Raw genomic sequence first — 26426 nt, 5'->3', positions numbered from 1 at the left:
CTTTATTCCTTTTGTTTCTTTACAGCTCTTTCTACAAAAAAAACACCCCATCAATTAAATGGGATGTCTTAGTAAGAACCCCATCTACCAAAGACAAACAGGACTCAAACATCTGCGAAATTTCTCAGTGTTCTAAGTCCTACACGATAAAATAATGACTAATACGTGATTGTTGTTTGTCTTTTTCATGGCAATGGTCTCCTTTTTCCAAAAAATCTATAAAGATTAAAATATCATGTGATAAACAAAAGCTTTTGTTAACTATAAACCTAAAAAATGAGAATGTCAATAAAATTTGATAAAAAGATTCAGAAAATTCTAAAAACAAAAAATCTTTCTATTCTTATTCAGTCTTTTTTGACTATAAAAAAACAGCCCCTCCAAATAATTGGAGGGACAGTTAGATTTAACCTCTTTGAAAATAATATAACGGTTTATGTGTTAAACGCTTCATTTGTCTTTTCTTGTCTTCAATGATAGAAAGTAACTCTTCAGAAAAGCTTTCTAAGATAACACGACCGCCTTTATACGTACTACCGCCCATTGAAATTACTTCATCTGGTGTTAAAATGACTTTTCTGTGTGCAATTTTCTTGAAAAACTCTTCAATCAAATATGTAGGCAAATAAAAATTATTTTGAGCCGAAAATGATTCTAGATAAATAAAATCATCAATACTGATATAACAATCATCCATTGAAATAAAGTTCACTGATTTATCTACATAAATATCTCTTTTTTGTAAAATCTCATTGATTTTTTTATTCAACAAATTCAGTGTCTCTATTTCCTTAACAAAGTTTTCTAACTCTCGATAACGTACCGATTTACGTTCTTCATAGGTTACGCGTAAAGCTACACCTACTGATACAATAACTGCTCCAATCAAAACGCCCGTTATCCCTGCAATAAAAACAACCATTCGGATCCCTCACTCTTTTTGTTCTTGTTTTTTTAGTATAACATACTCTTTCATATGCGCAAAAAAATAAGAGAAGAAAAACAAAGATTTAAACATTAAATCTATTGAATTTTTACGAGCATTAACGTTGACCTTTTTTGACCAATAAAGTATACTTTTTTTAAGCATTCAGGTATGCTTTGTGATAAAATGATTTGAAGAGTTTTTTATATAGGAGGAATATACTATGAATTTAATACCAACAGTCATTGAACAATCATCTCGTGGAGAAAGAGCCTACGATATTTATTCACGTTTATTAAAAGATAGAATCATTATGTTGAGTGGTCCAATCGATGATAATGTTGCCAACTCAGTCATTGCGCAATTATTATTTTTGGATGCACAAGATTCTGAAAAAGATATTTATATTTATATCAATTCACCAGGTGGAAGTGTTTCTGCTGGATTAGCAATTTTCGATACGATGAACTTTGTTAAAGCCGATGTGCAAACAATTGTACTTGGTATGGCCGCTTCTATGGGCAGCTTCTTGTTAACCGCTGGTACAAAAGGCAAACGATTTGCTTTGCCTAATGCTGAAATCATGATCCATCAACCATTAGGTGGCGCTCAAGGTCAAGCAACTGAGATTGAAATCGCAGCTAAACACATTCTTGACACTCGCGACCGTCTAAATAAAATTTTAGCAGAACGCACTGGTCAACCACTTGAAGTTATTGAACGAGACACAGATCGTGATAATTTTATGACTGCTCAACAAGCAAAAGAATACGGTTTGATCGATGAAGTTATGGAAAATAGTAGCTCTTTAAGCAAATAATAACTTGCCCAAAATTTCTTTTGAAAATTTTGGGCATTTTTATTTAATCTAACGATAAAAAGAGATACACTTAGATTAGAAGAAATGAAAGGATGTTAACAAGATGGATATTTCAGTTATTGATGCAACAAAAGTAACAACAAAAAATGGTTTGGCAATTGGACAAGACTCAGCGCCAATAAAAATGGTAGAATTTATGAACGTCCGCTGCCCTTATTGTAAAAAGTGGTTTGAAGAGTCCTTTGATTTGCTGAATGAGTATGTTAAAGATGGCAAAGTTCAACGAATCATTAAACTCTTTGATAAAGAGAAAGAAAGTTTGCAACGCGGAAATGTCATGCATCATCATATCAACTATGATTTACCTGAAAAAGCTTTGACTGATTTGAAACAAATGTATGATACACAAGATCAGTGGGGAAATCTTTCTTTAGAAGATGTCGCGGTATTTGCTGAAGATAATCTACAGTTATCAAAAAAAGAAGAACCTAAGATCATTCAAGAGATCATTGCAGAAGCAGAAGCAGCTAATATCAAATTTGTCCCAACAATCATAATTGGAGAGCACATTTTTGATGAATCAGTGACTAAAGAAGAATTAATTCGTTACATCGAAGGTCATTAAACAAAAGAGGATGGGACAGAAGTGTTTAATCCCGAGAAATAAGAAGGAATTCACGAAAATGACAAGAAACACGGAATTTTTAATTCAGATGTTGAATGATTCCTAATCGGTGCTCTTCAAATTTTTGTGACCAAGTAGGTACTGTGCAACATCAACTCGTTCCTCGTTGTGTTTTACAGCAATTTCAGCTTATTTCCGAAGGGATTGCTTCTGCTCCCACCGTTTATCCGGATTCCACGTGAGTGGGATATAACTCTTCGAGTTATATCCCACTCACTTTGTTTATTTTTCATAATTAGAGTACAACTTTTCTCTACGACATCTTCAACCTATTTGGGGTATATTGCCCTAAATTTAAAACCAGATCCACATCTTCTTTTCTACAAAAGCGTTCCGCTAAACTCTCACCTTATTTACTTTATAACTATCATTTAATCACAAAAATTCTGAGGATTTCATGCACTTTGTTCTCTTAATTTCTCTGCAAATTCATTGATTTTACGGATTCGGTGGTTAATGCCTGATTTTGAAATCGCTCCTGAAGGAATCATTTCTCCCAACTCTTTCAAGCTAACTTCAGGATATTCTAAACGTAATTCAGCAATCTCCTGTAATTTTTCTGGCAAGGCTGAGAGTCCCACAACACTTTCGATATACTGAATATTTTCAATTTGTTTCGATGCAGCATCAATAGTTTTATTCAGGTTGGCAGTTTCACAGTTAACTAATCGATTCACTGAATTACGCATGTCACGAACGATTCGAACATCTTCAAATTTTAACATTGAATTAGTTGCACCGATCAACGTCAAGAAATCGGCAATTCGTTCAGCACCTTTCAAATAAGAAATATACCCATTTCGCCGTTCCAATGTTCGAGCATTTAAGTCATAATAGTTTAACATCTGACAAATATCATCATTATGCTCTTCATAAATTGAAAATATTTCCAGATGATAACGACTCGTTTCCGGATTATTGACTGATCCAGAAGCCATGAAAGCTCCTCTCAAATAGGATCTCATTTTTTGAGCATTTCCAATAATATCCTCTGATACATGAGTATTAAACATCATCCCATCTAATATATCTAAATCTGCCAAAATACTTTTTGTATCTTGCTTTAGTCGTACAATATAAACATTATTTTTTTTAAGTTTCATTTTTTTTCGGACCAGCAATTCCGATCGAACATCATAATGATCTTTCAAAAGAGAATAGATTCGTCTGGCAATGGCCGCATTTTCTGTTTGAACATTCAAAACAAATTGCTGATTCACAATACTTAATGACCCGTTCATTCGAATCAAGGCAGCCAATTCTGCTCTAGCATGTTCACGATGTACTTCTAATGTTGTCAGTTCTTTTTTCACATCTGCTGCAAAAGACAACCTCAGCACCTCCTCTCTTATTTTTACTCGTTAATACCTTGCACCAAAAACAATCCGGAATAATTCATCTACAACTTTATCCCCATCATGAAACACTCCGCCATCACGTAATTTTAAAAAGTCCGTAGAAATGACTCGACAACCTTCATCACGTAATTTTTGAAAATCATGTTCTACTTGAACTAAATATTCATCATAAATTTCTGGATCCATATAATCGTCAGGAACATTTTCAGTATTGACCAAAACAGTGTCAACAAATTTACTATTCAAATGTTCATGTAACACACAAACATGATCAGCATCCGTAAAATGCTCCGTTTCCCCTTTTTGTGTCATGATATTACAAATATAAACTACTTCCCCTTCCGCATTGATAATCGCATCCCCTATCTCGTCGATCACCAAATTAGGCAAGATACTTGTAAACATGCTCCCAGGTCCTAAAACGATCATATCCGCTTCTTCTATTGCTTTAACAACTTTTCGAGCAGCTTTAGGTTGTTCATTGTCATTGGTATTGGTAACAAAAACATGATCGATTGTTTTTCGATCAACAGCAATACTGGACTCTCCAACAGCAGTTGTACCATCTTTAAAAACAGCGTGAAGGGTCAATGGTCTTTCTGACGAAGGATAGATATGACCATCAACATGCATCATTTTTGAAAGCAGTTGAATTGCTTCATACGTACTGCCACGCATTTCTGACACTGCCGCAATGATTAAATTACCAATGGCATGATTGGCAAAATAGTTGTCTGATTTATCAAAACGATATTGAAAAATGTCTTCATAAAGCTGTGGCATATCAGATAAGGCCACCAAGACATTTCGGAGATCTCCTGGTGGTGTCATATTCATCGATTCTCTAATTTCACCACTACTTCCTCCATCATCTGCTACCGTTACGACAGCCGTGATATCAGCACTTTGATTCCGTAAACTTTTTAAGATGACTGGTAACCCCGTTCCACCACCAACAACAACAATTTTAGGTTTTCTAATACGATAAGTTTTCATTTTCATGAGCGGTTCACCGTCTCTTTTCTCTTTCCTTTATCGCGATGCGTAATATTGACATGATACTCTTTACCAAGCTCTTTACCAACACGCTCTGTTAGTGCAACTGAACGATGTTGACCTCCCGTACAACCGATTGCAATCGTTATACTTGATTTCCCCTCTTTTTCATAACCTGGCATCACATTTTTTAATAAATCAATAAATCGCGTATAAAAATTTTCAGTCTCGGGGAAACTCATAACATAATCATATACAGACTGATCCTGGCCTGTCAGCGGTCTCAGTTCTGGAATATAGTGTGGATTTGGTAAAAAGCGAACATCCATTACAATATCGGCATCAATTGGTAACCCGTATTTAAATCCAAATGAAACAAGTTCAACGCGAAATTCGTGTGTATCTCTCGATTTAAATTCTTCGTTGATTCTTTCGCGTAACTGCCTTGGAGATAAATCAGTTGTATCGATTACCAGTTGAGCATCCCCTCTGATTTCTTCAAGTATCGCTCGCTCTTTTCTGATGCCCTCTGTAATTAGACCATCCATAGCTAATGGATGGGCACGACGAGTTTCTTTGTAGCGTGAAACAAGTTCTTCATCTGTCGCATCCAAAAACATGATAGTTGTATCGATCAAATTGGTGTTTTCCAATTCAACTAGCATATCTTGAATTTCTCTAAAAAAGTTACGTGAACGTAAATCGATCACTAATGCTATTTTCGTTACTTTTCCAGATTCTTTGATCAACTCCCAAAACTTTGGAATCAAACTAGGAGGCATATTATCAATACAAAAATACCCCATATCTTCAAAACTTTGAATAGCGACAGTTTTACCTGCTCCGCTCATTCCAGTAATTATTACTAACTGTAAATTATCAGCCATTTTTTAGCGCTCCTTTGGAAACATTTTACTAATTATAGCATCCCGGGCGTATCAAAGAAAGCTTTTCAAACAATTCTACCATTTTATTCAGGCTTTCTTATGAATCGAACTCAATAAAACGTTGCAAGACTGTCTAGTTGTTTTGCTCAAAATTATTATTCACTTACCTGTTCATTATTTCGATACTATCTGTTTGCCATCTGTAGCCAGTATTGATATTACTCGTATTAATAACATTTTCGCTTAAAGAGTTTTGATGATTCACTTTTTGTTGATTTCCTAATCCTTAACCATATAGATCAGTCGTGTCATTCTATGCAGTCTTAAAGTGTACGTTATTCGTAACATCAACTAAAAAATAACTCCTTCTTATTTTGGCTATCTACTAGAAGTAATAGCGCCTAGTATTCTCTTTTTATCAATTAATAAACTTACAAAAGTAGAATATAATCCACAGTGTCATGCATCGACTAGTCATCAAAGTACTTTTGACTTCTTATTAAAAAATAATAAAAAAATTAATTATTCGAGTAAATATTATTAAAATAATCACAAAAATATAAACAAGAGATCAAAACAAATAGTTGTTTTGATCTCTTGTTTATATTTTGCCCAAATAAAATAAGTTTAATTACGTATTCTTTATCTTGTTATGCTCCTTCAATTACATCGAAGTATGCTAAATTCAAAATAGGATCATCACAACTTATGACTGGACGATCAGAAGGATGGCATTTAATCACTTTAATTTGTACATCTTTTTCCTTTTTGGAGATTGCTTCCCCTACAAAAAACCAAGAAAAATTTGATCCATGACAAACATAATGTTCACCAATCTTTACTTCTCTTTTTTCCAAGAAAAATCATCCTTTCATACTCTTTTGATATTTATAGAATATCATGCTTTTCAATAAAATATCATTCAACTTACGTATAAATACTTTCTTTTTTTGACTTATTTTAAATTAAAGTGATTAAAAAACATAAGTTTTCATTTACCTTATCATTTAATTCTCATTTTTATTTATATAATAATTATATTATATTTTTCACAAATATAAAAGTTCAAAAAAAAGACAACCTTCATCAGTGAAGGTTGCGCTTTTCTTTTTGAACGGATCATTTATAGAAGGAAAGATATATACCAATTAGGTTGAACAATATATCTATCTGAATGTGATTTTACTTTAAAGACTTAAAGAAATCAATAGCAATAAATCATTTTATTTCAAACTTCATACTTTCTTTAAAAACAATACTACTGTTTCAAAATGGAGTATACCAATTTACAATACTTGTTTCAAATATTTACCAGTATAGCTCGCTTTAACTTTAGCAATATCCTCCGGTGTCCCAATTGCTACGATCGTTCCCCCACCGTCGCCACCTTCTGGTCCCAAATCAATAACATGATCCGCTGATTTAATTACATCTAAATTATGTTCAATCACAAGGACTGTATTTCCAGCTTCAACTAATCTTTCCAAAACAACTAGTAAACGTGCAATATCATCTGTATGAAGTCCGGTCGTCGGTTCATCAAGTATATAGAAGTTTTTACCATTTGAATTTTTGTGCAGTTCGCTAGCTAGTTTCATCCGTTGAGCTTCGCCACCAGACAATGTAGTTGCTGGTTGTCCCAAAGTGACATAGCCTAATCCTACATCAACGATTGTTTTTAATTTGCGATGGATTTTAGGGATATGTTGAAAGAATTCTACTGCATCTTCAACCGTCATATCTAATATATCAGAAATGTTCTTTCCTTTATAATGAACTTCTAGGGTTTCAGAATTATATCGTTTCCCATGACAAACTTCACAAGGTACATAGACATCTGGCAAAAAGTGCATTTCAATTTTAATAATTCCGTCGCCACGACATGCTTCACAGCGTCCGCCTTTAACATTAAAACTAAAGCGACCTTTTTTATAGCCACGGACTTTAGCCTCATTGGTTTTTGCAAATAAATCCCGAATATCATCGAAAACACTCGTATAGGTTGCAGGATTACTCCGTGGTGTACGACCAATCGGACTTTGATCGATATCAATTATTTTTTCGATATGTTTATACCCAGTAATACTCTTATGTTTCCCTGGTTTATTCGAGTTACGATTGATTTTTTGTGCCAAAGCTTTTTTCAAAATTTGGTTGACTAAGGTACTCTTTCCAGAACCAGAAACACCCGTCACCGCTACAAATTCTCCTAGTGGAAATTCTACTGTAACATTTTTTAAATTATTTTCAGCAGCACCGGTTACTTTGATTTTTTTTCCATTGCCTGTACGTCGTTCTTTAGGAACAGGAATCACTTTTTTTCCTGAAAGATATTGCCCCGTTAAAGAATTTGGATTTTTGGCTACTTCATCTGGTGTTCCAGAAGCTACTATTTCACCACCTAAATGTCCAGCACCTGGTCCAACATCAATTAAATAATCAGATGCTCGCATCGTATCTTCGTCATGTTCTACTACAATCAATGTATTTCCTAAGTCTCGCATTTTCTTAAGGGATTCGATCAAACGATCATTATCCCTTTGATGGAGTCCGATTGAAGGTTCATCCAATATATATAATACTCCAGATAAATTAGAACCAATTTGCGTTGCTAAACGAATTCGCTGTGCTTCTCCACCAGATAGTGTTCCAGCTGCCCGGCTAAGGGTCAAATAATCCAGTCCAACATTTTTCAAAAAGTTCAAACGATCCTCAACTTCCTTTAAAATAGGTTTTGCAATCATTTGTTCTTGTTCAGATAATGTAACTGTCTCAAAGAATTGTACAGCATTTTTGATTGCTAATTCGCTGACTTGACCAATATTCGTATTATCGATTTTGACTGATAATGCTTGAGGATTTAAACGATATCCCTTACATGTTTGACAGGTTAACTCAGTCATATATAAACGCATTTGGTCACGAGTAAAGTCGCTATTTGTCTCATGGTATCGACGCTTGATATTGGTTAAAACTCCTTCAAATGGTACTTCCACATCACGAACTCCACCAAAATCATTTTCGTAATGGAAATGGAATGGTTCGCCATTCGATCCATTTAAAATGATATCTTGATGTTCTTCTGGTAGTTCGTTAAACGGTGTGTCCATATCGATATTGAAACTGTCAGCTGCTTGTTCTAGCATTTGAGGATAATACTGAGAGCTAATCGGATTCCAAGGTGCGACTGCGCCTTCACGCAAAGTTTTCGTCGAGTCTGGAATCACTAAATCACGATCGACTTCTAATTTTATCCCTAATCCATCACAATCAGGGCATGCACCAAATGGCGCATTAAATGAAAAGAGTCTTGGCTCTAGTTCCCCCACTGTAAAGCCACAGTAAGGACATGCATAATGTTCACTAAACAGCATTTCTTCTCCATCGATCACATCTACTAATGCATAACCATCAGCTAATCGTAACGCTGCTTCAAACGAGTCAAATAAACGAGAACGAATCCCTTCTTTTACCACGATACGATCAATCACGATCGCAATATCATGCTTTTTATTTTTTTCGAGTTCAGGTGCTTCACTTACGTCATACGTCTCACCATCAACCCGCATCCGAACATAACCTTCTCGCTGAATCATTTCAAATACTTTTTTATGCTGCCCTTTTTTCTTAACAACTACTGGTGCTAATACTTGGAGCTTGGTTTTTTCTGGCAACTCTAAGACTTTGTCTACCATCTGTTCAACAGATTGACTGGTGATTTCAGTCCCGTCGTTAGGACAAATCGGATGCCCAACACGAGCGAATAGCAGTCTTAGATAATCATTGATTTCTGTAACTGTTCCAACTGTTGAACGGGGATTTTTACTTGTTGTCTTTTGATCGATCGAAATCGCTGGACTTAATCCATCAATACTATCGACATCGGGTTTATCCATTTGACCTAAAAATTGTCTTGCATAAGCTGAAAGACTCTCCACATATCGACGCTGACCTTCTGCATATAGCGTATCAAAAGCCAACGAACTTTTTCCTGAACCAGATAATCCAGTCACTACTACCATTTTGTCACGAGGAATCGTAACATCTATATCTTTTAAATTATGTGCGCGTGCGCCATGAATGACGATTTTATCATTTGCCATTACTTCTCTCCTTTGCTGTGAAAGACAGCGAGTATTCTTATAAGTTGATGCTATCTCATTTAAGACTCGTCCTAGATAGACATTCTTAAACAGTGTGAGGTGACCATTTGGAATGTTGATCCTTATAATTTCTAACCATCTCAATCGATGTCCTTATAAGAATCTTAACTCCCTTAGCGTCACAGTATTTCTTACTCTCCTGCTTTTAATTCTAATATGGTATCACGTAAAGTTGCCGCAGTCTCAAAGTCTAATGCTTTAGCAGCATCTCGCATTTCTTTTTCTAGTTTCATCAATAAATCAGCTTTCTCTTGACGGCTCAATTCATGATAAGACTTATCGATCTTAATCGTTTCACCTTTTTCATTCGTCTTAGAAATCGAAATCAGCTCACGAATATCTTTAATGATCGTCTTCGGTATAATGCCGTGTTCTTCATTGTATTTTTCTTGAATCGAGCGACGACGAGCAGTTTCATCAATAGCTTTTTGCATAGAGTCTGTCATTTTATCTGCATACATGATGACTCTACCATCTGCATTTCTTGCTGCACGTCCTATTGTTTGAATCAATGACCGCTCGCTTCTCAAGAAACCTTCCTTATCTGCATCTAAAATGGCAATCAAGGATACTTCCGGTACATCTAATCCTTCACGAAGCAAGTTGATGCCAATCAATACATCAAACTCACCTAAACGCAGATCACGAATAATCTCTGTTCGTTCCAATGTTTTGATATCACTATGAAGATACTTAACTTTAATCCCTAACTCTTTAAGATAATCGGTTAAATCCTCAGACATTTTCTTGGTTAGAGTTGTAATAAATACACGTTGATCTTTTTCTACACGCTCATGGATCTCACCAACTAAATCATCGATTTGTCCCATGATCGGACGTACTTCGATCAATGGATCTAACAGCCCTGTAGGTCGAATGATTTGCGGAATGACGGTATCAGTCTGTTCGTATTCATAAGGCCCCGGAGTTGCCGACACATACACAACTTGATGGACATGTTTTTCAAATTCTTCTAAACGTAAAGGTCTATTATCCAAAGCACTAGGCAAACGGAAACCGTAATCTACTAGCATTTGCTTTCTAGCACGGTCCCCATTATACATGCCACGAATTTGAGGCATCGATACATGAGACTCATCGATCACAAGCAAAAAATCATCTGGAAAGAAATCGATTAACGTATATGGTGGTTCACCTTCGGAGCGTCCGTCCATATGGCGAGAATAGTTTTCAATACCAGATGTATAGCCCATTTCTCTCATCATCTCAATATCATAATTCGTCCGTTGCTCTAAGCGTTGCGCTTCTAATAATTTATTTTCGCTATGCAATACTTTTAATCGATCTTCTAACTCTTCTTGAATTTGAGAAATGGCATGTTCCATATGATCTTCGTTTGTTACGAAGTGGGTTGCAGGGAAAATCGCTACATGTTCGGTCTCCCCCATTACTTCTCCAGTCAATGCATCTACTTCTCTAATACGTTCAATTTCATCACCAAAAAACTCAACTCGTAAAGCATGGTCATCTCGTGACGCAGGAAAAATTTCAACAACATCTCCTCTTACACGAAAACGTCCACGTTGAAAGTCTATATCGTTTCGCTCAAATTGAATATTGACTAAATCAGTCAATAGCTGACTGCGGTCCATTTCCATTCCTACGCGAATAGAAACCACTTGTTCACTATATTCTTTAGGATCTCCTAATCCAAAAATACAAGAAACGGATGCAACGACGATCACATCATTTCTTTCTAATAATGAACTGGTTGCCGAATGCCGTAATTTATCGATTTCATCATTGATACTGGCATCTTTTTCTATATATGTATCACTAGAAGGAACATATGCTTCTGGTTGATAATAATCATAATAACTAACAAAATACTCGACCGCGTTATTCGGGAAGAATTCTTTAAATTCTCCATAAAGCTGTCCAGCTAATGTCTTATTATGAGCAATGACTAATGTCGGTTTATTTACTTCTTTTATAACATTGGACATTGTAAATGTTTTACCCGTTCCTGTAGCACCTAATAAAATTTGTGCTTTTTCCCCGCCTTCAATTCCTTCGACTAACCTTTTAATTGCTTCTGGCTGATCTCCATCCGGCTTATATTTCGATACTAAGTCAAATGTATTGGAGGTCTCTCTTTCTATCATCCAACATCCTCCTCTTCCCTTAAATAGTTGTTGATTCAATTCAATCAAAACAAGGAAAATTACTAGTCTAAACAAAGAATCTGTGATGAACCACCACCACAAAAACTTTTTTTGACTTGATCAATTATTCTAGTTATAGAAGAATTTTCACTTTAAAATTGAAAAGAAACTTCTACAATTATTTTAACATACCGAACATATTTTCGCTAGTTTTAGAATAGTTTGCGTATATGTAATTTTCGCTAATTTACATTTTATTTAATCTTTTGTTTGCATACTTTTTGAAATGATATGTATTAGATGCCATTTCTGATCTAAAAAGCACCCTTACCATGTTAGGTCTTTTTACATACAATGTTAGAAAATCATTTTTTTTTGACTTTCCCATTGTGAATGACTTGTGTTTTTGCCTTTTATTACTATATAATTATCCAATATGCAAATATAGGAGGTATTTTATGAAAAGGAAACATTTTTTACTTTCATTCGTTGTAATGATGGTAAGTCTACTAACATTTACCCTTGGGCAGAATGCGCAGGCTGAGGAAAAAACATATACTATAGGAACAGATTTGACATTTGCACCTTTTGAATTTCAAGACTCTAAAGGTGAGTATGTTGGAATCGATGTGGATTTGCTTCATGCGATTGCTGATAATCAGGACTTTAAAGTAAACTTAAAACCTCTTGGCTTTGATAGTGCCATCCAAGCCGTCCAATCAAAACAAGTGGATGGTATGATTGCTGGAATGAGTATAACAGATGAACGAAAAAAATCATTTGACTTTTCAGAACCTTATTTTGATAGTGGTCTGCAGATGGCTGTCAAAAAAGGCAGTGACAAAATCAAAGGCTATGAAGATCTAAAAGGAAAAACGGTAGCAGCTAAAGTGGGAACCGAAAGTGCCACTTTCTTAGAAAAAAACCAAGATAAATATAATTATACGATCAAAAACTTTGATGATGCAACAGGACTTTATCAAGCACTGGAAAATGGCGAAGCAGATGCGATTTTTGATGATTATCCCGTTTTAGGTTATGCCGTAACAAATGGTCAAAATCTACAATTAGTTGGTAAAAAAGAAACAGGCAGTTCTTACGGCTTTGCTGTAAAAAAAGGACAAAATAAAGAATTGATCGAAAAGTTCAATGCTGGTTTGAAAGAACTAAAAAGCTCAGGTAAGTATGAAGATATTTTAGCTAAATATATTTCTACTGGAACTGAGACAAAAACCGATTCTGACTCTAAAATGAAGAAGATTCAACCTAAAAAAGACTCATACGTAATCGCAAGTGATTCGACTTTTGCTCCTTTTGAATTCCAAAATTCGAATGGTAAGTATGAGGGAATCGATGTGGATTTAGTTAACCGCATTGCTGAATTACAAGACTTTACTATCGAATTTAAATTTATCGGTTTTAGTTCTGCCGTCCAAGCAGTTGAATCTGGACAAGCAGACGCTATGATCGCTGGAATGACAATCACAGATGAACGTGAGAAATCATTTGACTTCTCTACTCCTTATTTTAACAGCGGCATTCAAATCGCTGTCAAAAAAGGCAATGATGATATTCACTCATACGAAGATTTAAAAGGCAAAAAAGTTGGTGCTAAAATTGGAACTGAAAGTGCTGATTTTCTTGAAGCGAATAAAACTAAATATGGCTACTCAGTCAAATATTTAGATACAACGGATGCGTTGTATAGCGCGCTTGAAATAGGTGAAATCGATGCAATGATGGATGACTATCCAGTAATCGGCTATGGCGTCGCTCAAAAACAACCATTAGCAACACCGATTCCTCGTGAAGAAGGTGGAAAATATGGTTTCGCAGTCAAAAAAGGCAAAAATCCTGAATTGGTTCAAATGTTCAACGAAGGTTTAGCTGAATTAAAACGTACTGGCGAGTATGACGAAATCATCGGAAAATACGTAAAAGATGGTTCTACCGAAAATAAAGTCGATGAATCAACCTTCACTGGTATGATTCAAAATAACTGGAAACGTCTATTAAGCGGCTTATGGATGACTATTCAGTTAACACTGATTTCATTTATTTTAGCGTTGATCGTTGGAGTGATCTTTGGGTTATTCAGCGCTTCTCCTTCTAAAACATTACGCGTGATCTCCACTATTTATGTAGATATCATTCGCGGTATTCCTTTAATGGTATTGGCCTTCTTCATCTACTTCGGCTTACCAGGTATTTTAGGTTTCAACATTCCTGTTTTTCTTGCAGGGATCATTACTCTGACCTTAAACGCAAGTGCGTATATCTCTGAAATCGTCCGTGGTGGGATCAATGCAGTACCCGTTGGACAAATGGAAGCTTCTCGTAGTTTAGGACTTTCTTATAATCGGACCATGCAAAAAATCATTTTACCGCAAGCAATCAAAATCATGATTCCTTCTTTCGTCAATCAATTTGTTATCTCTTTAAAAGATACAACGATTCTATCTGCAATCGGTTTGATTGAGCTACTACAAACAGGTAAAATCATTGTTGCTAGAAACTTACAAAGTACTATGGTATACTTCGTGATCGCAATGATGTACTTGATCTTGATTACAGCCTTGACGAAATTAGCGAAAGTTTTAGAAAAGAAGGTGAAATAATATGGCTGAAAAAATTCTTGTAGAACATTTAGTAAAAAAATATGGCGATAACACCGTACTGAACGACATCAACGTTTCCATTCAAGAAGGCGATGTTGTTTGTGTCATTGGTCCTTCTGGGTCTGGTAAAAGTACTTTTCTTCGCTGTTTGAATCAGCTTGAAGAAGCCACTAGCGGTGATATTATCATCGATGGAGCAAATTTAACGGATAAAAATACGAATATCAACAAAGTGCGTCAGCATATTGGAATGGTTTTCCAACATTTTAATTTGTTTCCTCACCTATCAATCTTAGAAAATATTACTTTGGCACCAACGGATCTAGGCCGCTTGTCAAAGAAAGAAGCAGAAGAAAAAGCCATCAAACTTTTAGATACTGTTGGTTTGGCCGATAAAAAAGATAGTTACCCAGAATCATTATCGGGCGGACAAAAGCAACGTGTAGCAATCGCTCGTGCCTTAGCAATGAATCCTGATATCATGCTATTCGATGAACCAACATCTGCACTCGATCCTGAAATGGTCGGTGATGTGTTGAATGTTATGAAAAAATTAGCCAAACAAGGAATGACGATGGTTATCGTAACACACGAAATGGGCTTTGCAAAAGAAGTAGCCAATCGCGTCATGTTTATTGATGGCGGTAATTTCTTAGAAGACGGTACACCACAACAAATCTTTGAAAATCCACAAAATGAACGGACGAAAGATTTCTTGGATAAAGTACTTAATATTTAGAAATAAAGAATGGATCGCTCTTCATGAATGAGTGATCCATTTTTAAATTGCTTGAACTTACTTTATACTTGATAATTATTCTTTTTTAAAGTAAATTTGAACAGTCTTTAGACTATAATTCTCAAAAAAGGAGCCTTGTAATGAAACGACTATATACTTTTTTTACCGAGGATTTATTATTTTCTCTGTCTTTTTTGATAGCCATTATTAGTTGTTATTTCGGTAAATTCTCGTTACATTCAATTGATTTTAAAGTTATTTTTTGTTTACTTGGTTTGATGCTATTCATAAAAAATCTTGAAAAATTTGGTATTCTAACCTATTTTGCTGATAAAATGATTGATTTTTCTTCGACCTCTCGTGACCTAATCAGAAATATTGTCTTTTTATCGTTTTTCAGCTCTATGATCCTAACAAACGATGTTGCGATTCTTACATTGATGCCGATTTATCTCACGATTATCAAGAAGTTTCCAGAAATGGGCGACAAAATTTTTGGTGCCGTCCTGTTGATTGTTGCCGCAAATTTAGGTAGTAGTTTTTTTCCTTTTGGCAACCCACAAAACCTGTTCTTATTTTCTTATTATTCACTTTCCACTGTGACATTTTTTAAATGGTCCATCGTACTACTCATTTCTTCAATTATATTTTTATTGATTTCATTTCTATTCATAAAAAAAAGAGTACTTCCAAAACATCACACTCTGGTTCCCAAGATCGACAAAAGAAAAATACCATTTTTTAGTTTCATTGGCTGTTCCATTCTTTTAGGGATTTTTAACATACTCCCATATTATGTTGTAATTCCGATTGCCGTGATCATCCTAACCATTTATGATAAAAATGTACTTAGACAAATTGATTATAAACTGTTATGGACCTTTATCTTTTTCTTTATTGCTGTGGGTAATTTTGCTCAGATCGAACTGCTTTCGACTTTCATTAGAGAACAATTCACCACCAATACACAAACATTTTTTGGTAGTATTCTCGTTAGCCAAATCATCAGTAACGTTCCTGCTGCTATTTTGATTGCACCATTTACAGATCAATCTCAGGCACTTTTTTGGGGTGTTAATGTGGGAGGCTTAGGAACGATCATTGCTTCATTAGCTAATTTGATTGGTTTTAAACTATATAAAGAGTACTATCCTAAACAATCAAAAGTTTTTCTTTGGCAGTTTACTGCCATAAACGTAGTATTTTTACTGTTCTTCATCATGCTTTTTGGCTTTATATTATAAAAAAGCAAGGCAAAGTAATAATAAACTAAACCGACCCCCAAACGTTCAATCTGAAATCTGACGTTTAGAGGTCGGTGTTTTTATGTTGAAATATTGTTTTGGATTTAAATTAATTAATTTGCAATGGCTTCAAGTCTAGCCTTCACATCTTGTTCTGACAGTTCATTTCTCATTACATAACGATTGGCAGGATGATGGCGACATTCATCTGAACAGCTGCCAAGATACTTCGCTTCGTTTTCTTCTGATGCTAAAATTTGTTTGTTACAGAACGGATTGGCACAATTGATGTAGCGTTCACAAGGCGTGCCGTCAAACCAGTCTTTACCGATGATTTTTTTATCAACATGATTGATTTCAACACTAATTCGTTCATCAAAAACATACATTTTTCCATCCCATAATTCGCCTCTTGTCTCCGGATCTTTTCCATAAACAGCGATTCCACCATGAAGTTGAGCGACATCTTCAAAGCCTTCTTTGATCAACCAGCCAGAAAATTTCTCACAACGAATACCACCAGTACAGTAAGTGACAACTTTTTTGTCCATAAATTGTTCTTTGTTGTCTCTAATCCATTGTGGTAATTCTCTAAAGTTACGAATGTCAGGACGAACAGCCCCTCTGAAATGACCCAAGTCATATTCATAATCATTTCTAGCATCGATTACAACTGTATCTTCATCTAGCAATGCTTCTTTAAATTCCACCGGTTCTAAATATTTCCCAGTTAATTCTAACGGATTCACATCTTCTTCCAAGCTTAAAGAAACAAGTTCTTTTCTAGGACGAACGAACATTTTATGGAAGGCATTTTCTGCTACTTCATCGATCTTGAAATAGGTATCTTTGAAACGATCATCAGCTAACATCGCTTCCATATAAGCATCAGTATCCGCAATCGTCCCTGAAAGAGTCCCATTAATTCCTTCAGTTGCTACTAGAATTCTTCCTTTTAAGTTCAACGACTTACAAAAAGCTAAATGCTCCTTTGCAAATTCTTCTGGGTTTTCAATTGTCGTGTATTTATAATAAAGTAATACGCGGTAATCCATTTTATCTTTCTCCTTTTTCTTAGAAACTGTTTTGCTATCTCCATAATAACTATACAGTTCTCTTTTTCTATTCATACGTATTTAGTATATAAAAAAAGAAATAAGAAAAGCGAGCTATTTGCTTGTGTATAAATGCACAGGTCAGGAAACAAAACAGCCCAGGATTTTCAAAAAGAAAAGCCTGGGCTGTTTTGTTTCCTTCTTATTGTCCAGATACCGCAAAATAATTCTCATCATTATCCGCAAAATTGAACACTAATCCAGTAGGTAATTGAACTAGTTCCCCGACGCGCACGCCAGCATCCTTCATGTTTTTGTATAAACGAATGACATCATCTGCAAAAAACATCAGCGAAGGTGTATTTCCTGCAACTTCTGGTGAATGTTGTTGGATAAATTCTAGGTCGTATAACACAATCATTGTTTCCGCGGTTTCACTTGGTGCAATTTCTACAACTAATGTGCCATCAACAGCATCTCTTTCCTTTTCTACAAAGCCAATTTTTTGCCAGAATTGGCTTGATTCTTCTACATTCGTTACATATAACATTATTTTGATTTGGTTGGTAAACATAGTTTCTCCCCTATTCTTATATCATTCTTTTCTATTATATACTTTCTATCATAGCGTATGCTAAGTTTTATGAAAATAAATTTGCTCTACTCAAACTAAAAAGTAAGGTACGATCAATAATGATCATACCTTACTTTTTTTAACTCTCTTGGGGAAGAGAAGTGAATCACTTCTTAGGCATTTTCTTCAATAACTAGATTGCTATCGTTTAAAACATCACGATCTAGCTCGTTGATGCGTGAACTAGTCACAATACCAGCTACCATACTGTCACTAACGTTAACTGCTGTTCTAGCCATATCGATCAATGGTTCTACAGAAATAACCAATCCAACGATTGCAACTGGTAAATTCATCGCACCTAATACAATCAATGAAGCAAATGTTGCCCCACCACCGACACCAGCAACGCCGAATGAGCTAATTGTTACGATTGCAACTAACATTAAAATAAATTCTAAACTAAAGACATTGATTCCCACAGTTGGTGCAACGATTGTTGCCAACATCGCAGGATAAACCCCTGCACAGCCATTTTGTCCAATTGACATACCAAAACTTGCAGCAAAGTTTGCTGTAGCATCATCAACACCTAAAGCTTTTGTTTGTGTTTCAATATTTAGAGGCATTGCTCCTGCACTCGATCTTGAAGTAAAAGCAAAACTCAACACTGGAAACGATTTTTTCAAATAGTTTACAGGATTTACTTTGACTGCCATCAAGATTACTAAGTGAACCAGCATCACAATGATCAATGCGGTATAAGAAGCGAATACAAATTTTCCTAAGTTAAGGATTGCATCAAAATCACTTGTCGCAACAACGTTGGTCATCAACGCTAAAACCCCATAAGGTGTCAAGCGTAAAACCAATGTTACGATACGCATCGTGATTTTATAAAGGCTGTCGATCAAGTTTGCAAAAAATTCTGCTTCTTTCGGTGCTTTTCTTTTAATACCTAAATAGGCAATCCCAACGAATGCAGCAAAAATCACCACACCAATCGTACTAGTTGGACGAGTACCAGCAAAATCTGCAAAAACATTTTTAGGAATAAAAGATAAAATTTGTTGAGGAATCGATAGGTTTTCAACGGTTTCCTGTCGTGTCGCAAGTTCTGCGATCCGTGCCGTTTCTGCCGTTCCTTCTGTAAATTTTGCACCTTGTAGTCCAAACAATAATGTTGTTCCAATTCCAACCAACGCTGCTATAGCCGTTGTTCCTAACAAGGTCGCTAGGACAGTAAAGCTAATTTTTCCAACTTGCTTGGATTCTTTCATCTTAGTAAATGCTCCTACGATAGAAACAAATACCAAGGGGATTACGAGCATTTGTAAAAACGCTACATATCCATTACCTACAATACTGATCCATTCCATTGCTTGCGTTGTGACTTTGTCTTGGGTACCGAATGCGAATTGAATAATTCCACCTAATACAATACCGACACCTAATGCGGCAAAAACACGAGTTGAAAACTTATAGTGTTTTGCTTGCATACGATAAAAGACGTATAACACTGCAAGAAATGCAAGGACCACTAAAACAGTGATGAGTGTTGTCATTTTTTTCCCTCCTAAATTTAAGTTAAATGACAAGTACATCAAAGGAAGTAAAGGTTCCCGGGGAGCATTCTTCAATGATCCGCCCTAAAAATAAAATGAATTCATTTTCAGTGATACGTCTATTGTACCTGATTTAATAGGTCAAAAGATATTATTTTGTTTCCGTAATGATAGAAAAAAAGAGTTTGTGATAGTTTAAAACTATCACAAACTCTTCGATTTTAAAATCTGACTTTATTATTCTGGAGCAGATTGGAAGTTTAACTGAATTCCCGGCTTATCCAAAGCAATTTCAGTCACTTCATAGGCCATACGTTGAACAATGCTAAATAATGGACTAACTAATTCATCTACTTCTTCTTGTGAAATATCTTCTTGTTTTTCAATTTTATGATTGATCACGTGGTTGATTTGACTCACTGAACCTGATAAAACATACTCCTCAAAAACAAGACGAAACTCCAAGCGAGCTGCGATAATTGAATTTTCTTTTGGGTAATTTTCATCTGTTGATTCAATTGGAGAAAAGCCCACTCTAAGATCTGTTTCTACTTCTTCCATATCTTGCGTACGCATATCGTAATGAAAAGCCTCTACGACTTCTTGTTGACGTTTTATTTCCATGAATTAAAATCTCCTTTTTTTTTAAGTTCAATAACTATTATTGAGACCCGGTAAAAACTGGGCAAAACATAGTCTATCTATGTTTTTTATTATACCATACATCTTTTTATCACAAATACTTATACTCATTTTTCTAATTTAATTTTTAAACGAATGAATTGGCGCTGGAATGCGTCCACCGCGGAGAATAAAATCGGTTGAAGCATAGTCGTTGACCTTCATAACTGGCGCTCTACCCAGCAAACCGCCAAACTCGACCATATCACCAACACTTGTCCCTTTAGCTGGGATGATCCGAACAGCAGTCGTTTTATGATTGATCACACCAATCGCAGCTTCATCTGCTATCATTGCTGCAATAGTCTCAGCTGAAGTTTCACCTGGTATAGCAATCATGTCTAAGCCAACCGAACAGATGGCTGTCATTGCTTCTAATTTTTCTAAATTCAATGCACCATTATTAACTGCAGCGATCATTCCGGCATCTTCTGACACAGGTATAAATGCACCTGATAATCCGCCAACATGATTGCAAGCCATCACGCCGCCTTTTTTGACAGCATCATTTAATAAAGCTAAAGCAGCAGTAGTACCATGAGTCCCTACACTTTCTAAGCCCATTTCTTCTAAAATATAAGCGACGCTATCGCCTACGGCTGGTGTTGGTGCTAAAGATAAATCTACGATCCCAAAAGGAACATTCAATCGCTCTGACGCAATTTTCCCAACTAGTTGGCCCATTCTAGTGATTTTGAATGCCGTTTGTTTGACAACTTCTGCCACAACATCAAACGGTTCACCTTTGACTTTTTCCAAAGCTCTTTTGACAACACCTGGTCCACTAACGCCCACATTGATTACACAGTCAGCTTCACCAACACCGTGAAAAGCACCCGCCATAAATGGATTATCTTCCACCGCATTCGCAAATACAACTAATTTAGCACAGCCCATATCAGATTTTGCTGCAGTTTCTTTGATCACATGTCCCATATGACGAACAGCGTCCATATTGATTCCAGCTTTTGTTGAACCTATATTTACAGAAGAACAAACAAATTCTGTTTCCGCCAAGGCTTGCGGAATTGAATTAATCAAGATTTCATCGCCATGTTGATAACCTTTTTCAACCAACGCACTAAATCCGCCGATAAAATTGACGCCAACAGCCTGAGCTGCACTATCTAAAGCTTTAGCATATTTCACATAATCCTTGTCTGGACTCGCAGCGGCAATAATTCCGATAGGTGTTACGGAGATTCGCTTATTAATGATAGGAATCCCATACTCAGATTCGATTTCTTCGCCAACTTTAACTAGATTTTTCGCCAAGCGAGTGATTTTGTCATAAATTTTTTGACAGGCTCGGTCACTATCACTATCAATACAATCTAACAATGAAATACCCATTGTGATGGTTCTAATATCTAAATTTTCTTCTTCAATCATGCGGATCGTTTCCAAAATCTGATTCGTTTCCAAAAAGTTTCCTCCTAAATTTAAAAGCTGAAAGAGCTTGGTCAGCCTTGACTGGAAAATAGGAAAAAAATGGCTGAGACGTTCTTTGTCTCATTTATTTTTTTATCTTTTTCCCGAAAGATTAGCTCTTGAAGCTAAGTAATATAAAAACTAGTACCACAAAATTAATTCCTATAGTTTATGCATAACATTGAAGATTTCTTCATTTTGAATACTGATTGTCACACCTAGTTGTTCTCCTAGAGTATTTAGCTCAGAGCGAATTGCTTCAAAATTATTATTGTCTTCAGAAATTTCCAATACCATCATCATTGTAAAATAACTATCCATAATCGTCTGGGAAACATCAATAATATTCATATTCAATTCAGCTAATTTTTGACTGACTCCTGCAATAATTCCTACCTTGTCTTTACCGATAACTGTCAATACTGCGCGCATATCGTTTCCTCCTAATTTAAATGGTAACAACATTCTGATTTACCCCGATCAAAAAATGAAGGTGGCGTTACTTGCCACAATCATTTTTCCGAGGATCCAGCCTCATATAGCTATATGAGGCTAGATAATACAATCCTGAATAAGTTTTTCCTATTATATCATAAGTTTTTCATTTAATAACAAAAAAACAGAACAAATATCTTTAGGAATGGATGATTGTTCGTTTTTCTTCCAAGCAAAAAAACTTCTGAGATCTACCGAACCTTCTCAGAAGTTTTTTACTCAAACCGTTTTATTAAATTGCTCTTTACAGGTTGAACAAGTGACCTTGATCAGCCCTTTTCCTTTAGGTGCTCGTAATTGTTGTTTACAATTGGGGCACTTGAAAAAAGCATACGTCTTACGCTCTTGGAATTTTTCTTTTGTCGTACTAAGTTTCTTTTTTAATTGTTGTACTTTTAAAACATAGCGGGTATTTTCATTTGAGCGTGGATAAATTCTTTTCGAGAAAAAGCGATAATTTATCCATAATAAAAGTGCCGCTGCTAGCCAAAAAGCGATTGATGTCGGTAAAAATAGATTAAGCAGTAATAAGACCAAACTCCCTTTCATTAGGGTATTGTTCAATTGATCCATCCGAGCATATCTTCCCACCAATAATTTTTGAATTTTTGCATTCCAGCGAAGCAATCGCTCAAGCCAAATTTGTCCCATAATGATCCCTCTTTTCTTTGCTATTATCTCAATCAATAGTCATTGTTTCAAGAGGTATCTTGAAAAAGGCTTGAACAAACGAATCAAAAATAAATCTGATTGATTTTCGTAACCTCTTCTTTGATTTTTTCTTTTAATTCAACTGGCTTTACCACTTCAACAGAAGCACCAAAGGATAATAAGTAAGATGTTAGCCAAGAACCTTCCGATTGCCAAGTCTTTACAATTGTATATTTTGAATCTTGCTCTATTTCGATATCTAGTAAGTCTTCTTTTACCTGATAAAATAGCTCATTTTTTATTTTAAACTCTACATATATCTTGGAAAATTCTGGTTGATAATCTCTAATCAAATTGGCTTCATCAATATCATTTTCGGAAATTACAAGCTCGGTCATTCGTCTTAATTTAAATAACCGAGTCGTATTTCTAACACAACAGTAACCTGCTAAATACCAGGCATTTTGTTTAAAAATCAATTTATTCGGCATTACTTCTCTTGTGGTCTTATTTCCTTTTCCGTTGGTGTAAGAAAAAATGATACACTTTTTTTGATTTTTAGCTTTGGTAATCAATCCGATCGCTTTCGCTTCATCTTCTCGTCCCCAAGTGGAAAAATCAATATCGATCCATTGTTCTACTTCTTTTTTGAATAAGGAGGATAGCTTATTGACTAAAGGAGTAACACTTTTTAAATTAGTCGCGGCTAAATTTTGCAGCGCTAATATAATTTGGTCTTGCTCTTCATCATCCACAAAAGTAGCGGACAAATGATGAGTGTCCAACAAGCGAATCCCACCATCCCGTCCGCTTTGAGCGTACACTGGAAAGCCTAACGCAGACAACGTATCAATATCTCGATAAATCGTGCGTGTCGATACTTCCAGTTGTTCTGCTAGTATTGTTGCCTTGGCTTTCTTGTGCATCGTCAGATAATGCATAATATAAAACAATCTTGATAGATTATTCATTGTCCTTAAAATCCAAAATCAGCTTACTATTTTCACCAACAAAGTCATATTGATAGGAACCAGTCAGCCCTTGTAACTCTCCAGTGCTTTTAATGATCATACCAGGAAAGTCAAGTGAGCCTTTATCAAAAATTCCTTTTTCAGCGGCTGTAAAGGTTCCTGTTTTTCCTTTATATTCGCCTTCAAAGTGAAGAAATCCCGTGATTCTTGCCGTTGCTAGGTGTCCATCTTCTTTGTTGCTTTCCAAATAATAGAGAAGATACTCCACCCAAGCTTTTCCTTGTAGCTCACCTTCCAGTTCGTACTCTGCCTGAACCCGATTCACTGGAAAGTCAGTCTTTGACTTATCTATTGGTTCTTCATCCCATTTTGTTACACTAAATGCTACACTCATACTTATCCCTCCTTATGAATAATAGGATACCAAACATATGTTCTTTTTACAAGCTAGAATGTATAATTTATGTGCAAAAAAATAAAAGTATCGCTAAAGAAGTATAAGAAAAATCCTTACTCTATAAAAAAACTAATTAGAGAAGCTGCCTCATCTAGAATTAGAACAACTTCTCTTAAACAAGCAGCGAATGAGCAAGTATAGATAGAATAAGTCGAAGATTATATCAATTAATTCAACAAAGATATGCCTCAAAGAAAACTAAATGACATGCTATCGAAAGAATTTTAGGGTTCATGCCTCTTAATCTTTTATTCAAGGTCTATTCATTTCACAACCATTGTTTTTTTGATTGACATACTCTCTTATATACGACCGTTTCAGCGAAAATAAAGCAAAGTGAAAATTCTAAGGTCTTAACCTCTTTCCGTCTTCCCATGAATCAATTAATCGTTCCAGTCTTCTTAGTCTGGTCTCTTCTTTTTTTGCACTCATTATCCACCAAATGGAATCTCTTTTATAAGAAGACGGAAGTTGATTGAAAAATTCCCAAGCACTCGGATTTATTCTGATTTTATCCTCATATTTTTTCATTAGAATAATGTTTCTATGAACTGCTGAATACCCATTTTGATCTTTTCTTTGATTGAAAACAGCCAATCCTTCTGGTCTCATTTGATTGAGTTCTATCAATTTATACACCTTTTGCACATTAACTCCACTCCAGAGACTATTAGACTTACGTGGAGTAAATCGAATTTTATAGCTAGATTCATCCACTGTTTTTCGTATCCCATCAATCCAACCAAACGTCAGCGTACAATCTACTGATTCAGACCAAGTAAGACTTGTTTTATTGGTCTTTTTCTTAAAGAAAACTACCCAAATTTCACTAGTTGTTTGATGATGAATAGTCAACCAATCAATAAATTCTGTTTGATTACTAAAAAATAAGTCTTCACTCATTATTCTAGCCATTCCAAAATCATTTGATTAAGCTCAGCAGGGCTTTCTTCTTGAATCCAATGACCTGTGTTTAAAGTCTTAATATCTATATTAGGTACAAAGTTATTGATGTTTGGAAGTGGCGGAATACTATCTTTCTCGCCGTAAACCATCAATGTTGGCTGATGAAGGATAGGCGATACATCGGCTAATAAATGCCAATTACGATTTAAATTTCTGTACCAATTGATACTTGGCGTGAAACCTGTTTTATTGAATGCTGAAATATAAACAGCAAAATCCTCATCGCTCATAACAGGTTCACCTAATAGTTTAGTTGCTTTAGCTAGATTAATCATTTCCATTCCTTCACCATGACCTTGTGCTGGCGCGTTTTTTCGATATAAGTTATGAAGAAATTGTGAGGTATTTTCATCTAATATTGCATCTGCAACTCCAGGTTGTTTATTAAAATGAACAAAATAGTAATCATCTCCAAACACTTCTTCCATAAAATCAAGCCAAGGTTTCTCACCTCGAATTTGATAAGGTAAGCATAAGTTAATCATTTTATAAACACGTTCTGGATGCAGTAATGCCATGCTCCAGACAACGCTTGCCCCCCAATCATGTCCCATAAAAATAGCATCTTTGTATTCATAATGATCCAATAAGGCTACAAGATCACCCGTTAAATGTTCAATATCATATGTTGTGATTTCTTTAGGGCAAGAAGATTTCCCGTACCCTCGTTGATTCGGAATAATAACGTGATAACCTGCTTCTACAAGCGGCGTCACTTGATGTCTCCAAGAATAGGCATGCTCTGGCCATCCATGGCAGAGAACGATAGGACGCCCCAAATTTTGTTGACCAGCTTCAAAAACCTCTAGCTCTACTCCATTCACTGCGATAAGTGTTGGTGTTGGAAATTCATTATTATTTTTCATTTAATATCCTCCTGATTTAGATACAAGTGTCTTACAAGAACAATATTATCATGGAGGTTTGACAACAGTCTGTCAGCTTTGAGAAACGCACTTAATAATATTTTTCAGTCATCAATTTGAGTTTGTGGCCATTTTTTTTGGCGCATTTCTTCT

At 35.5% G+C, this 26426-nt stretch carries 23 protein-coding genes; 5 read left to right on the top strand and 18 right to left on the bottom strand.

The window, feature by feature from the left end:
* Positions 1 to 406: 406 nt before the first annotated feature.
* Positions 407 to 922, bottom strand: a complete 516-nt coding sequence (locus I580_RS01205) for a hypothetical protein (protein ID WP_010773144.1) — start codon at positions 920 to 922, stop codon at positions 407 to 409.
* Between the two features lie 226 nt (positions 923 to 1148).
* Between I580_RS01205 and clpP the strand changes: the two genes are divergently transcribed.
* Together clpP and I580_RS01195 are read left to right on the top strand one after the other, a co-directional pair.
* Positions 1149 to 1745 (top strand): ATP-dependent Clp endopeptidase proteolytic subunit ClpP, encoded by a 597-nt coding sequence (gene clpP / locus I580_RS01200; RefSeq protein ID WP_010760682.1) that lies wholly within the window; start codon positions 1149 to 1151, stop codon positions 1743 to 1745.
* Positions 1746 to 1848: 103 nt separating this feature from the next.
* Positions 1849 to 2370: a DsbA family protein gene (locus I580_RS01195; RefSeq protein ID WP_010773145.1), complete on the top strand. Its 522-nt coding sequence runs from the start codon at positions 1849 to 1851 to the stop codon at positions 2368 to 2370.
* 455 nt (positions 2371 to 2825) lie between these two features.
* On the opposite strand, the gene whiA is transcribed toward I580_RS01195, so the two are convergent.
* From whiA to uvrB, 6 genes are all read right to left on the bottom strand, one after another.
* On the bottom strand, positions 2826 to 3761 hold the full coding sequence (gene whiA, locus I580_RS01190) for a DNA-binding protein WhiA (protein WP_010773146.1): 936 nt from the start codon (positions 3759 to 3761) through the stop codon (positions 2826 to 2828).
* A 30-nt stretch (positions 3762 to 3791) separates the two neighbouring features.
* Entirely contained in the window at positions 3792 to 4790 is a 999-nt protein-coding gene (locus I580_RS01185; protein ID WP_010773147.1) for a gluconeogenesis factor YvcK family protein, read from the bottom strand.
* Positions 4787 to 5671, bottom strand: a complete 885-nt coding sequence (gene rapZ, locus I580_RS01180) for an RNase adapter RapZ (protein WP_010773148.1) — start codon at positions 5669 to 5671, stop codon at positions 4787 to 4789. Before rapZ ends, I580_RS01185 begins: the two co-directional genes overlap by 4 nt.
* Before the next feature lie 650 nt (positions 5672 to 6321).
* Positions 6322 to 6528: a hypothetical protein gene (locus I580_RS01175; protein ID WP_010773149.1), complete on the bottom strand. Its 207-nt coding sequence runs from the start codon at positions 6526 to 6528 to the stop codon at positions 6322 to 6324.
* 429 nt (positions 6529 to 6957) lie between these two features.
* A complete protein-coding gene (uvrA, locus tag I580_RS01170) occupies positions 6958 to 9774 on the bottom strand; it encodes an excinuclease ABC subunit UvrA (RefSeq protein WP_010773150.1) in 2817 nt (938 codons plus the stop codon).
* Positions 9775 to 9965: 191 nt separating this feature from the next.
* Complete coding sequence (gene uvrB / locus I580_RS01165) at positions 9966 to 11960, bottom strand: excinuclease ABC subunit UvrB (RefSeq protein ID WP_010773151.1); 1995 nt, start codon at positions 11958 to 11960, stop codon at positions 9966 to 9968.
* A gap of 458 nt (positions 11961 to 12418) precedes the next feature.
* On the opposite strand from uvrB, the gene I580_RS01160 reads away from it, so the two are divergent.
* From I580_RS01160 to I580_RS01150, 3 genes are all read left to right on the top strand, one after another.
* Positions 12419 to 14578, top strand: coding sequence for an amino acid ABC transporter substrate-binding protein/permease (locus tag I580_RS01160; RefSeq protein WP_010773152.1), 2160 nt, complete (start codon positions 12419 to 12421; stop codon positions 14576 to 14578).
* A gap of 1 nt (position 14579) precedes the next feature.
* Positions 14580 to 15317 (top strand): amino acid ABC transporter ATP-binding protein, encoded by a 738-nt coding sequence (locus I580_RS01155; RefSeq protein WP_010773153.1) that lies wholly within the window; start codon positions 14580 to 14582, stop codon positions 15315 to 15317.
* Positions 15318 to 15457: 140 nt separating this feature from the next.
* Complete coding sequence (locus I580_RS01150; RefSeq protein WP_010773154.1) at positions 15458 to 16561, top strand: SLC13 family permease; 1104 nt, start codon at positions 15458 to 15460, stop codon at positions 16559 to 16561.
* A gap of 113 nt (positions 16562 to 16674) precedes the next feature.
* Here I580_RS01150 and trhO read toward each other — a convergent pair whose 3' ends face one another.
* From trhO to I580_RS01095, 11 genes are all read right to left on the bottom strand, one after another.
* The gene (trhO, locus tag I580_RS01145; protein WP_010773155.1) at positions 16675 to 17616 is read right to left on the bottom strand and encodes an oxygen-dependent tRNA uridine(34) hydroxylase TrhO; all 942 of its coding nucleotides are present in this window, start codon (positions 17614 to 17616) and stop codon (positions 16675 to 16677) included.
* 202 nt (positions 17617 to 17818) lie between these two features.
* Positions 17819 to 18190: a VOC family protein gene (locus I580_RS01140; protein WP_010773156.1), complete on the bottom strand. Its 372-nt coding sequence runs from the start codon at positions 18188 to 18190 to the stop codon at positions 17819 to 17821.
* Between the two features lie 173 nt (positions 18191 to 18363).
* Positions 18364 to 19755, bottom strand: a complete 1392-nt coding sequence (locus I580_RS01135) for an L-cystine transporter (RefSeq protein WP_010773157.1) — start codon at positions 19753 to 19755, stop codon at positions 18364 to 18366.
* Between the two features lie 237 nt (positions 19756 to 19992).
* Complete coding sequence (locus I580_RS01130) at positions 19993 to 20379, bottom strand: DUF1149 family protein (RefSeq protein ID WP_010773158.1); 387 nt, start codon at positions 20377 to 20379, stop codon at positions 19993 to 19995.
* A gap of 138 nt (positions 20380 to 20517) precedes the next feature.
* Entirely contained in the window at positions 20518 to 21861 is a 1344-nt protein-coding gene (locus I580_RS01125) for a PFL family protein (protein ID WP_010773159.1), read from the bottom strand.
* Between the two features lie 168 nt (positions 21862 to 22029).
* Positions 22030 to 22299 (bottom strand): ACT domain-containing protein, encoded by a 270-nt coding sequence (locus tag I580_RS01120; protein WP_010773160.1) that lies wholly within the window; start codon positions 22297 to 22299, stop codon positions 22030 to 22032.
* A 282-nt stretch (positions 22300 to 22581) separates the two neighbouring features.
* A complete protein-coding gene (locus I580_RS01115; protein WP_010773161.1) occupies positions 22582 to 23013 on the bottom strand; it encodes a hypothetical protein in 432 nt (143 codons plus the stop codon).
* 83 nt (positions 23014 to 23096) lie between these two features.
* Positions 23097 to 23984 carry a helix-turn-helix transcriptional regulator gene (locus tag I580_RS01110; RefSeq protein WP_010773162.1) on the bottom strand — a complete coding sequence of 296 codons (888 nt, stop codon included), beginning with the start codon at positions 23982 to 23984 and terminating at the stop codon, positions 23097 to 23099.
* On the bottom strand, positions 23977 to 24378 hold the full coding sequence (locus tag I580_RS01105) for a DUF3224 domain-containing protein (RefSeq protein ID WP_010773163.1): 402 nt from the start codon (positions 24376 to 24378) through the stop codon (positions 23977 to 23979). Before I580_RS01105 ends, I580_RS01110 begins: the two co-directional genes overlap by 8 nt.
* Before the next feature lie 408 nt (positions 24379 to 24786).
* Entirely contained in the window at positions 24787 to 25344 is a 558-nt protein-coding gene (locus tag I580_RS01100; RefSeq protein WP_010773164.1) for a YdeI/OmpD-associated family protein, read from the bottom strand.
* Positions 25344 to 26273, bottom strand: coding sequence for an alpha/beta fold hydrolase (locus I580_RS01095; RefSeq protein ID WP_010773165.1), 930 nt, complete (start codon positions 26271 to 26273; stop codon positions 25344 to 25346). The genes I580_RS01100 and I580_RS01095 overlap by 1 nt, the downstream gene beginning before the upstream one ends.
* Positions 26274 to 26426: the final 153 nt, after the last annotated feature.

Origin of the sequence: Enterococcus caccae ATCC BAA-1240, from assembly GCF_000407145.1 — a bacterium.
In the GTDB taxonomy this organism is placed as follows: domain Bacteria; phylum Bacillota; class Bacilli; order Lactobacillales; family Enterococcaceae; genus Enterococcus_L; species Enterococcus_L caccae.
Note: the sequence above shows the minus strand (reverse complement) of the source record. Positions and strands in the feature narration are given on the sequence as shown.